This is a genomic window from Ruegeria discodermiae (assembly GCF_030758345.1).
Classification (GTDB): domain Bacteria; phylum Pseudomonadota; class Alphaproteobacteria; order Rhodobacterales; family Rhodobacteraceae; genus Ruegeria_C.
In genome coordinates, this window is record NZ_JAVAMO010000041.1 from 1 (window position 1) to 10,517 (window position 10,517).

Here is a 10,517-nt window from a genome sequence, read left to right on the forward strand (position 1 = left end):
AATCCAATCCGGCATCGTATTTTTTGCGCTTCAAAATGCTGAAGCCCCACGCTCTTAAATCTCAAGCATATTGGCGAATGGCGAAAGTTGGCGTTTCGTTCGCTTGAGATGCATCATCCACAATTCTCGGCAAGCACTCCCGGCGCCACCGTTGCAACTTGCAAGATTACTTTTGGTCACTCTCAACTGCCCTTGCCTCCCTCGCACGTTCTCCTTGGAAAGATTCCGGCCTAGGCTGGCATTGCCTCAAGCGATTTGCTGAGCTTCCGCGCTCGGCTTTCGGCATCCTTGACCATACCGATCAGTTTTGAAGCCGACTTTTCGAGGCCCTTGATCGCCGAGAACAACTCCGCATTGCGTTTGCCATAGTCGATCTTCACCTTGTTTGCTTGTTTGTTCAGTTCACGTACCGGATCCCATGCCAGGGCCTCGCCCAGCGACTTACCGTTCCAGATCGCGACAAGGCCTTTCGCCCAGAAGGACGGGCTCGTCACCGACATGCCGATCTCCGCCGCATAAGCGACGCGCTTGCCGACTTCGGATACGTCTTTGTCGGTCTTAAGATACTCGATGCCCTTCTTCGCCGCACCGTCCTTGATCGGTTTCTTGGCCATGCCCTTGGCGATCCCGGCGGCTTCTTTGTTGATCGCGGCCAGTTCTTTGCCCGTCGCCTTGGCGGCGAGCGACGAGCGCTTGGTGATAGCCCCAAGGCCCACAAACATTGTCGCCACAGTGTTGATGGTATCGACGGTAACAAGCATTCCGTCGATATCCTTTGCCGCCTTCTCGATTTCCTTCACCATCATATCGCAGTACTTCTTGTTGTTATTGTATTGCTTCGTGGCAGCGGCGGCCTTGCGTGAGAACTCGTCGGCCCTGGCCAGAAGTCCCTGAGACAAGTCGCGCTCGGCCTCGGTCTGTGCGATCCAAAGTAGGGCTTGCAGATTCTCTGCCTCAGTGCGCGGAATGACCAAAACATCTCCGACAGTCAGCGCCTCAGGCGACTTGCGCGACTTGCGCAGCGCCTTGTTGTAGCCATGGTAGAAAATGTCACCACCAGAGGCATGGCCATAGGATTTGGCGATCTTGGCAATATCTTCGCCTTTTTTAACCTTGTGTTTTCGCGGTTTCGCCATGGTGCTCCCCGAGATTCAGTCTTGTACCTGACAAGGGGTGATGCCGAAGGCGGTGTGTTTCGCAACTGTTTCCCGCGAAATGCGCAGGCTCGGCGCCCCTGAAAAACTCGGCCCTGCCCGAATGGCGGATCCGATCTAGGTCTGCATCAGCCTAAACCTTGCCAAAACCGCCTGAATTGTAAAAAATGGCCATTATTGCTGCCCGTGCATATCAGCTAAGAATACTGCGGGACTTTTGAACGGCCATTAGTCAAGCTGCTTGTCATTGTCCCAGAGGTTCAATGTCGGCGAAGTCGGGTCCTGATCAAAGAGAAAGCGGGCAAAGTCTTTTCTGACCGCCTCTGCGCTGGCGGTCGCAGCGATGGATGAGCCTATGACATCAGCACCGGATATCTATAAGATCTGCCCCCCGCCGCCGGCGGTCGCACCTTTTGTCGAGCGCTTCCTCTACGCCGATATCAACTACAACGTGGACTACCAGATCCGACCTTTCCCAACGGGGCGTTGCTTCATCGGCTTCGTGTTTCGCGACCCGATCTCATCTCAACGTGCGGCTCAAAGGACAAGCGCAACCGGATTTCATTTCTGTGGCCAGGTTGGCGAAGACGACATCAATGTGCGCTATAGCGGCGAGATCGGCCATATAATGGCAGAACTCAAACCCTCGGCGATGTTGCGCCTCTTCGGTCTGCCGGCTTCAGAGATCAACGGTCTTTCTGTCGATGTTCGAGACTTCCTTCCTCGCCGCGCCGTCCAACGGATGTTCGACCACATCGCCGCAGCGCGCAACCAAGCCGCTCGGATTGCAGCGTTCTCACGGATGCTCCTGGACCAGTTGCGCACCCAACCTGACCGGAGATCGATCGTCGATACCATAGCGGCGGAAATCGACCGCACGCACGGCCAGATCAAAGTAAGAGATCTCGCGGAACAATTCGAGATCTCGCAACGCACCCTTACACGGCAATTCACTGAAACCGTCGGCCTTGCCCCAAAACGCTATGCGTCCGTTGCTCGGCTAAACAACACGATAAGGTATCTGAATGCCGGGCCTAACCCTACCCTCGCCAAAGTGGCGGCCGATACCGGTTACTATGATGAGGCGCACATGTCTCACGATTTCACTCGATACTTTGGGATGAGCCCGGCACGTTTCATCGAAGCTCGCAATGCGATGGTCATCTCCTATGCTGGAGCGAAACCACAGGATTCACCTGAATCGTTATCACCGGGCAGCAGGTTTGCATTGGACTAGGGTCAGGTTTCATACCCAATAGATGATGGTCGCGGCGAGAGCGATTGCTGATAGAAAGACCTTTGGGCATCTGTGGTAGCGTATCGCCACGCGCCGCCAATCCTTCGACCTGTCGAACATGATCTCAATTCAGTTACGCCCTTTGTATCGGCTTTCGTCGTACCTCACGGTAGTCTTACGTTGCTTTCGACCCGAGATGCAGGCGCGTATCCATTGAGCCAGTCGACCCTTGGCAAGCTGCTCAGCAGCGCTCGCGGACCCATGTAGTCACTGACTTGACCAGCGGTGACGAAAAGGCTGAGCGACCGCCCTTGGCTGAATGTCCGCGCTTCCCTAAGGTGCCGCAGGCTGGCCAAAGTTTAGGACACATCCCAGCGGCGCGATTAGCGTCCTCGCATCCACTCTTCGAATTCCCGCTGAGCGGCTTCTAATGTCGCGACGTTGATGGTCCGGGTCACCATGGCCCGATTGAGCGCTCGGACACGTTTGTTAAAGGGTATCTGGTCTTCGACGCTCAGGTCGACGCCAAGTTTGTCATAAAGTGACAGAAGCCTGTTTTGCACGGTACGTAGTGACATGTTGCGGCGCTCGGCGATCAGCCTGTCCTGGAGACCCAACGCCAGGTCCAACAGTACATTGAACTCGCTGTCATCCAGACGGTTGCGCGGACCGGCGTTGCTGCGTTGCAGACGCAGAATCTCGCGGTCGACCATGATCTGCCCCTCGACCAGAACAGCGCGCAACGCCAGCTTCAAGTTCTCGCGCGACGCCGTCTTCAGCACGTAACCATAGGCACTGTCTTCGGGTACGATATCCGCGATCCCGCGCTGATAGGCTTCGTCGGCATAGTTCGACCAGAACAGAATTCTGGTCTCGGGTCGCTGGGCCCAAATAGAGCGTGCAGCCTCGATCCCGTTTCGGTGCCCCATCTGCAAGTCCATGACCACAGCGCTGATGCGGCCCTGCAGCGCCTCATCCTGGCCCTTTTCGCCGTCCTCCGCATGGAAGATTTCGGTCACTTCGGGCAAGGCTTCAGACAGAGCATCTTGCAGATATGACGCATGAAAATGGTCGTCTTCGACCATGAGGACTCTCATGATGGTGTCTCCATGCTGACCTGAACCGACGTGCCTGCAGAGTTTCGGATCGACAGGTTTGCGCCGATCAGCTGTGCGCGGGTGCGGATATTCGTCAGGCCAGATTGGCGCGCGGGTTCCTTGGGAATGCCTGCGCCATCGTCGTGAATGATCATTGCAAAGCCTTGCGGCATTTCGGATTTGATCGTGACTTCTATGCGATTGGCCCCAGAATGGCGCACCGCGTTGTTAATGGCTTCTTGTGCGATCCGAAAAAGCGTCGTGCGCGTGGTCGCGTTCAGACGGTCAGGAGCCCCGTTGGTCTCGTCCGTCACATGAAGCTCAATCGGTGTTGAGCCCGCCGCCCGCTCCAGATGGACCCGCACGGCATGGGCAAACCCAAACAACTCTAAAAGCGTCGGCACAGCCGTATCAATTATTTGACGCAGATCGTTAATGGTCAGGGATATCCTGCGGGCCAGTTCCTGATTGGACGGTGGCGCGTCGGATGTGATATCGCGCAGCATGCGCGTCAGATCCGCCAGCGTCTGGTCGTGTAAATCCATTCCGATACGCTGTTTCTGGTGCTCTAGCGCCTCTGTCAATTCCCGCGCGCCTTGACGCAAACCTTCTTCGCGGTCGCGCGCCTCTTGTCCCACCCGAGCAACGCGCTGCGCAGTCTCGGCCGTGTGCAACGCGTGGAAGTAAGGAGCGAGAACATCGGCGATATACTGCGCCCGCGCGATTGTCTCAGCAGTGTAAATACCCGGTGTCGAATGGGATATGTTCAACGCCCCAATGGGTTGCCCCATGACCTTCAAAAGCACATGCACCCGCGAGCGCAGTTCATGCTTGAAGATCGGTTCCGACACCGCACCATCGAAGGTTTGGCGCGGGTCCTCCATCGCGTTGTCGCAGAGCATGACATCAATCTTGCCTTGTATGAGATCCCGGATCGGCGAGACAGCAAGCCGTGTACGCGCCTGTGACCATCTTGTGCGAATGCCTACCTCGTAGCTGGTCAGCCAACCGGGACGGTCAATCAGACAGAGATCCGCATGGGTGAAAGGAATAACCTCTGCGATTTCGTCGGCCACAGCCTCCAAAGCGGATGAGATATCGGTGCGTTCTGTCAAATGCGCCGCGATCCGAAGAACGACGTCTTCGCGCTGTGGTGTCGTGGTCGGTCTGGCTCGCGCTTTCATCAGGTGTCTCTGCGTTCTCCCGCAATTTTAACGCCCACTTTGAAAAAAGAAACCGTATGACGTGCACATGTCTTGCGGGAACCCGCAACAAGTCTGCGGTGGATGATCTTTACAGCGCCTGTGACAACCTCCCATGCTTTGATCGGTTGCTCCTGTCTTGGATCGACCAAGAGCGCATCGGAGGCGCGTGTTAGGGAGGAATCAATGAAAATTTCAAAAGTGCTGCTGTGTGCAGCAAGTCTTGGATTGCTGGCTGGCACAGTACAGGCCGATGGTCAGCTGTCTGATACCTCGGGCAAGAGAATTGCTTTGTCGAACAACTATGCCGGCAATTCGTGGCGGCAGGCCATGCTGCAAAGCTGGGAAGAGATCGGCAGCGCAGCCGTTGCAGATGGCGCAGTGTCTGCAGCAGACGCATATACAACATCCGAGAACCAAGCCACCGAGCAGGCCGCGCAGATCCAAAATATGATTTTGCAAGGCTATGATGCCATCGTGCTGAATGCTGCTTCACCCACGGCGCTGAACGGGGCGGTTAAAGAAGCCTGCGACGCCGGTGTGACAGTCGTTAGCTTTGACGGCATCGTGACCGAGCCTTGTGCTTGGCGAATAGCTGTCGATTTTGCCGCCATGGGTAAGGAAGAAGTCGACTTTCTGGCAACGCGCCTCCCGGAGGGCGGCAATCTTCTGGAAATCAGGGGCCTAGCGGGTGTATTTGTTGACGACGAGATTTCCAAAGGTATTCACGAGGGCGTAGCCGAGCACAGCCAATTCAAGATCGTGGGGTCGGTTCACGGTGATTGGGCCCAGGACGTGGCCCAGAAAAACGTGGCTGGCATCCTGCCGTCCTTGCCTGACGTGGTCGGGGTTGTGACTCAGGGCGGCGACGGATACGGCACCGCGCAGGCTTTCAAGGCTGCCGGGCGCCCAACACCCTTGATTGTTCTGGGTAATCGTCAGGATGAAATGGCGTGGTGGGCCGAACAGCGGGATGCCAACGGTTACGAGACACTGTCGCTCTCGATTGCGCCGGGTGTGGCCAGCCTTGCCTTTTGGGTCGCACAACAGGTCTTGGCAGGGGAAGAGGTGCCGAAGGATCTGACCGTGCCGTTCCTGAAAGTCACCCAAGACACGCTCGACGAAACTTTGGCTGCGACGCCGGTCGGTTCGGTGGCAAACGTCACCTATACGCTCGAAGATGCGCAAGCAGTGATCGCTGACGCGAAGTAATCTGCTTGATGAAGGGCGGGCCGTCGGGCCCGCCCCATTATTTGTCGGGCGATGGAGTACCCATGAACGAAAATGAGATCGTCCCGATCGTCGCGCTGACCAAGGCCAAAAAGCACTTTGGCGCTGTGCGCGCTTTGGACGGTATCAGCATATCTGTCGGCTCTGGTGATTGCATCGGCCTCGTCGGTCACAACGGCGCCGGAAAGTCGACATTGGTCAACCTGATCAACGGTGGGCTAAGCCCAACAGAAGGGCGGATCGAGTTCGCGAACGGCACCGACCCACATGCGGCTGGTGTGCGTTCGGTGTTTCAGGAACTGTCGCTTTGCCCGAACCTGACGGCTGCCGAGAATCTCCTAGTGTCTCACAAGGCTGCAGCGCCCTTTGGGTGGCGCAAGCGATTGGGGAAGGAAGTGTTGGCCAGCCTCGACAGCATCTTCCCGGGGCATGGGGTTCGAGTGGATGTCGAGATCGACACATTGTCTATAGCCGAACGCCAAATGGTTGAAATCGCGATCGGTTTTGCGCCGCGCGGCTCTGAAGCGCGGCTTGTCATTCTGGACGAACCCACCTCATCTCTGGATGCTGGGATCGCCCAACAATTGCTGGCCCACATCCGTCAGTTTTGCGCGGACGGCGGTGCGGTCATTTTCATCTCGCACATGCTGGCCGAGGTCTTTTCAGTGGCCAACCGCATTGTCGTTTTGAAGGATGGCAAAGTGGTCGCAGAAAAACCCACGGCCGCGTTTTCCCGACAAGGGTTGGTCGATGCGATGGGGCATGTCACCGGTGAAACGGAAGGCGGCGCTGATCTTGAGCGCAAATTTGGGCCAGTGGTGGTGCAGACCAATCAAGGCCTTTCGGCGCGCCAAGGCGAGATTGTTGGTCTTTCCGGCCTTGCGGGTCACGGCCAAGCGGCTGCCCTTGCGCGGCTCTACCTGTCGCGATCATCGGCATGGCGTAGCGGCAAGAATCCCGAGGTAGTCTTTGTGGCTGGCGACCGTCAGCGGGACGGTATTCTACCCCTCTGGTCGATCTTGCGAAATGTGTCGATCTCAATTCTACAGCAGGGGGCCCGATGGGGGCTTGTCGACGCCAAACGCGACGCGTCTGTTGCAGAAGACTGGAAGCACCGCATCGGCATCCGAACGGATGATGTGAGAAACCCGGTTTTGTCGCTTTCGGGCGGCAACCAGCAAAAGGTCCTGTTCTCGCGCGCTCTGGCCAGTCCAGCGCCCATCGTGGTGATGGACGACCCGATGCGCGGTGTTGATATTGGCACCAAACAGGATGTCTATGCCATGCTTCGCAATGAGGCGCAAAAGGGGCGAACGTTTCTCTGGTATTCAACAGAGACCGAAGAAGTGTGCCAATGCGACCGGGTCTTTGTGTTCCGGGACGGCGAAATCAGTGCTGAGCTGACGGGCGCCGAAATCACCGAAGAACGAATCCTCGAGGCGTCCTTCCAGATGCAAGAGGCGTCCTGAAAGATGGCATCGCACTACCGGATTTTGCTGCCTATCGTGTCCCTTGCTGTTTTGCTGGGTGCCACCTTTTACATGCAGCCGCGTGCCATGAGCTATTTTGGCCTGAACCTGCTGTTCAATCTGGCCGTGCCCATCGCGCTGGCCACGATTGCACAGATGATGATCATTATGGTCAATGATATTGACCTGTCGCTGGGCGCCTTTGTCAGTCTGGTTGCGTGTATCACTGCGACATACCTGAACGATGCACCGCTTTTGGGTCTTTTGATGCTCGTGGCGCTGATTGTGACCTATGCTGTGCTGGGTGCGGTGATCCACGCCTTGGCACTGCCCGCGATTGTGGTGACGTTGGGCATGTCTTTTGTCTGGGGGGGGCTGGCGCTGTTTATCTTGCCGAGCCCCGGTGGCACCAGTCCCAATTGGCTGCGCAGCCTGATGACGATCAAGCCGCCGATTGCTCCGATGGCTGTTGTCGCCTCTATCGTGATCGCTGCTGCGGCCCATATTCTCATCATCCGCTCCCGCGTGGGCACGGTTCTGCGCGGCGTAGGCGGCAATGCCCGCTCGGTCGAGCGCGCGGGTTGGTCTGTCATCCGGCTAAAGGCCTTGGCCTATGGTTTGGCGGGCCTTTTTGGAGTGTTGGCGGGCATGGCACTTGTGGGTCTGGCAACCTCGGCCGATGCTAATATCGCCCTGCGTTACACGCTCATATCGATTGCAGGGGTCATCCTGGGTGGCGGTGAATTCGTAGGTGGCAAGATCAGCCCGGTGGGTGCGGTGATTGGGGCGCTGACCCTGACACTCGCGGCGTCCTTTCTCAACTTCCTGCGCCTCTCGCCCGACTGGCAAATAGGTGCGCAGGGAACGATTTTGATCCTCGTCCTGGCCGCTCGCCTGATCTTTCGCCGCAAAGGGCTTGAGGTATGAATCCACTCTCAAAACCTTGGATCTGGTCTTGGGGAGCGGCGGCGATCGTGTTCTTTCTGACACTGGCGCTGACCTCTGGTCGTGGGGCAGGAGAGTTGGCCTATGCAGCACTCAGCTTTGGCGCATTTGCGGCTATTGTCGGTCTCGGGCAGATGCTTGTCATCACGCTTGGGCCTGGCAATGTCGACCTCTCGATTCCGGCTTCAATGACGCTGTCGGCGACCCTGGCGCTGAAGGTCATGGGGTCCGAACCCGGCACCGCATTCTTTGGCTTGTTCGTGGCCCTCGCGGTGGGCTTTGGCACAGGCCTGGCCAACTACGCGCTTATCTTCTTACTGCGTCTGCCGCCTATCATCGCCACGCTTGCAGCCTCGCTGATCTATCAATCCATCGCCATCTGGTCGAACCGGGGGCTTCGGATCAAACCACCACCGGAATTGGCTGACTTTGCGACAGGGCGCATGTTCGGCGTGCCAAACGTTGCGTGGGTTGGCATCGCGCTGGCTGTCGCGGTTTGGATCGTCCTGGAGAAATCAGCATGGGGGCGCTGGCTTCTCGCTTCAGGCCAGAATCTACGGGCGGCGCGCTTGGCGGGCGTCCCGGTCGAGTCGGTGCGGGCAGCAACATATATCTCGGTCGCAACATTCGCCGGATTGGCCGGATATCTGCTGGCCAGCTTTTCAGGTGGTGCGGCGCTCAATATGGGGGCTGAGTACCTGCTCGCTTCCATCGCTGTTGTAGTGATTGGCGGCAGTTCCATCGCCGGCGGCAATTCGAACGTGCCGGGCGTTTGGGGCGCAGCGCTGTTCATGTTTCTGGTCGTTTCGATGCTCAACAGCTATGGCGCGGGCGCGGGCGTACGCAACGTTCTGACCGGTATCATCATTATCGGCATCGTTATCGCAGCCAGCACGAAGAGAGTAAGGCTATGAAATATCCGACGCATATCGAAATCCACGACCCCCGCTTCAAACATCTCGTGCACCCGATGTCCAGGTTGGATTGCCTCGCAGACGGGTTCACCTGGACAGAAGGCCCGGTTTGGTTCGGTGACCACCAGTGCCTGATCTTCTCGGACATCCCAAGCCAACGCCTGATGCGCTGGTCCGAGACCGAGGGCCTTAGCACCTTTCGCGTTGCGACAGGGTTCAACAACGGCAACACGCGGGATCCGCAAGGTCGCCTGATCGGCTGCCGACATGGCTATCGTGACGTCGTTCGCACCGAGCATAGCGGCGCGTTGACGGTGCTGGCGAACAGCTATTCGGGTAAAGCTCTGAATTCGCCCAATGACGTCATTGTTCAGTCAGATGGGACGATTTGGTTCACCGATCCCACATACGGAATCATGTCCAACTTTGAAGGATACCGGTCCGCTCAGGAGCAACCAACGCAGTACGTCTATCGTCTGTCACCTAACGGCGATCTCAGCGCCGTGATAACCGATATGGCGCAGCCCAATGGGCTTTGCCTCTCACCGGACGAAAAAACGCTCTATGTCGCCGAGAGCGGCTCCAGCCATGACCCTGAGGTGCCCGCGATCATCCGCAAATTCCAGCTCGCGCCGCAACAGCTGATGGATGAAGGCGTCTTTGCTGAGATCGACAACGGCTTGCCAGATGGCATTCGCACGGATGCCCAAGGCAACCTCTGGTCCTCGGCGGCGGATGGTGTGCATTGCTTTGCTCCTGATGGCCATCGCCTTGGCAAAATCCTGGTCCCGCAGGTGGTCTCGAACATCTGCTTCGGCGGTCCAGATGGGCACCGATTGTTCATCACGGCCACGACCGCAGTTTATCGTGTTTTCATCGACATTTGTGGCGCAGAGCCATGGACACATCCTGGCTGAATGTAAGACGGGCAGATGCGGAACCCGCGCACGGTGGCGTGGTAGATCTCCGGGTATCTTATTGGTTCAACGCCGTTTGTGTTAAACTGACCTGAGTTCAGGTGGCGTTTCTCCAATGAAAAAGTATGAGCTACGTCGGTCGTCCAGCGTGCGTGCTGCGAATAGGCCGTTATTCAACCGACGATAATACACATCCAGTACGTCACCATCCGCTGCGATGGGCCACTGCGAGTGAATGGTGTGCCCGTCGTCTGAGATTCACCACCTTCCAGTTTCGAGCGGATCATCTTGAAGCCGCAGAAGGGCTCTGCCATCAGCCTGAAACGCCAGAACGTAGACCTTTTGTTTGTTA

General features: G+C 57.3%; 9 protein-coding genes and 1 pseudogene. 6 read left to right on the forward strand and 4 right to left on the reverse strand.

The annotated features are described in order from the left end of the window. Window positions 1–230 precede the first annotated feature (230 nt). Window positions 231–1,136 carry a hypothetical protein gene (locus tag Q5Y75_RS27995; RefSeq protein WP_306203576.1) on the reverse strand — a complete coding sequence of 302 codons (906 nt, stop codon included), beginning with the start codon at window positions 1,134–1,136 and terminating at the stop codon, window positions 231–233. A gap of 373 nt (window positions 1,137–1,509) precedes the next feature. Here Q5Y75_RS27995 and Q5Y75_RS28000 point away from each other — a divergent pair, with 373 nt between their 5' ends. Continuing rightward, window positions 1,510–2,391: a helix-turn-helix domain-containing protein gene (locus Q5Y75_RS28000; protein ID WP_306203577.1), complete on the forward strand. Its 882-nt coding sequence runs from the start codon at window positions 1,510–1,512 to the stop codon at window positions 2,389–2,391. A 9-nt stretch (window positions 2,392–2,400) separates the two neighbouring features. Here Q5Y75_RS28000 and Q5Y75_RS28005 read toward each other — a convergent pair. The 3 genes and pseudogenes from Q5Y75_RS28005 to Q5Y75_RS28015 all read right to left on the reverse strand — a co-directional run. Beyond that, window positions 2,401–2,708: pseudogene (locus Q5Y75_RS28005) on the reverse strand (transposase family protein); the annotation flags it as partial. Between the two features lie 66 nt (window positions 2,709–2,774). Next, entirely contained in the window at window positions 2,775–3,488 is a 714-nt protein-coding gene (locus Q5Y75_RS28010; RefSeq protein ID WP_306203579.1) for a response regulator transcription factor, read from the reverse strand. Further along, entirely contained in the window at window positions 3,485–4,672 is a 1,188-nt protein-coding gene (locus tag Q5Y75_RS28015) for a GAF domain-containing sensor histidine kinase (protein ID WP_306203580.1), read from the reverse strand. The genes Q5Y75_RS28010 and Q5Y75_RS28015 overlap by 4 nt, the downstream gene beginning before the upstream one ends. Window positions 4,673–4,876: 204 nt before the next feature. Here Q5Y75_RS28015 and Q5Y75_RS28020 point away from each other — a divergent pair, with 204 nt between their 5' ends. The 5 genes from Q5Y75_RS28020 (at window position 4,877) to Q5Y75_RS28040 (ending at window position 10,165) form a co-directional block, all read left to right on the forward strand. After that, window positions 4,877–5,902 carry an ABC transporter substrate-binding protein gene (locus Q5Y75_RS28020; RefSeq protein WP_306203582.1) on the forward strand — a complete coding sequence of 342 codons (1,026 nt, stop codon included), beginning with the start codon at window positions 4,877–4,879 and terminating at the stop codon, window positions 5,900–5,902. A 62-nt stretch (window positions 5,903–5,964) separates the two neighbouring features. Then, window positions 5,965–7,389, forward strand: a complete 1,425-nt coding sequence (locus Q5Y75_RS28025) for an ATP-binding cassette domain-containing protein (RefSeq protein WP_306203583.1) — start codon at window positions 5,965–5,967, stop codon at window positions 7,387–7,389. 3 nt (window positions 7,390–7,392) lie between these two features. Continuing rightward, on the forward strand, window positions 7,393–8,316 hold the full coding sequence (locus Q5Y75_RS28030; protein ID WP_306203584.1) for an ABC transporter permease: 924 nt from the start codon (window positions 7,393–7,395) through the stop codon (window positions 8,314–8,316). 47 nt (window positions 8,317–8,363) lie between these two features. After that, window positions 8,364–9,248: an ABC transporter permease gene (locus Q5Y75_RS28035; RefSeq protein ID WP_306203585.1), complete on the forward strand. Its 885-nt coding sequence runs from the start codon at window positions 8,364–8,366 to the stop codon at window positions 9,246–9,248. Beyond that, entirely contained in the window at window positions 9,245–10,165 is a 921-nt protein-coding gene (locus tag Q5Y75_RS28040) for an SMP-30/gluconolactonase/LRE family protein (protein WP_306203586.1), read from the forward strand. The genes Q5Y75_RS28035 and Q5Y75_RS28040 overlap by 4 nt, the downstream gene beginning before the upstream one ends. Window positions 10,166–10,517: the final 352 nt, after the last annotated feature.

Coding starts and splice junctions, on each gene's coding strand:
- Q5Y75_RS27995 (WP_306203576.1), bottom strand. CDS start 1,136: ATGGCGAAACCGCGAAAACACAAGGTTAAAAAAGGCGAAGATATTGCC.
- Q5Y75_RS28025 (WP_306203583.1), top strand. CDS start 5,965: ATGAACGAAAATGAGATCGTCCCGATCGTCGCGCTGACCAAGGCCAAA.
- Q5Y75_RS28030 (WP_306203584.1), top strand. CDS start 7,393: ATGGCATCGCACTACCGGATTTTGCTGCCTATCGTGTCCCTTGCTGTT.
- Q5Y75_RS28010 (WP_306203579.1), bottom strand. CDS start 3,488: ATGAGAGTCCTCATGGTCGAAGACGACCATTTTCATGCGTCATATCTG.
- Q5Y75_RS28000 (WP_306203577.1), top strand. CDS start 1,510: ATGACATCAGCACCGGATATCTATAAGATCTGCCCCCCGCCGCCGGCG.
- Q5Y75_RS28040 (WP_306203586.1), top strand. CDS start 9,245: ATGAAATATCCGACGCATATCGAAATCCACGACCCCCGCTTCAAACAT.
- Q5Y75_RS28015 (WP_306203580.1), bottom strand. CDS start 4,672: ATGAAAGCGCGAGCCAGACCGACCACGACACCACAGCGCGAAGACGTC.
- Q5Y75_RS28020 (WP_306203582.1), top strand. CDS start 4,877: ATGAAAATTTCAAAAGTGCTGCTGTGTGCAGCAAGTCTTGGATTGCTG.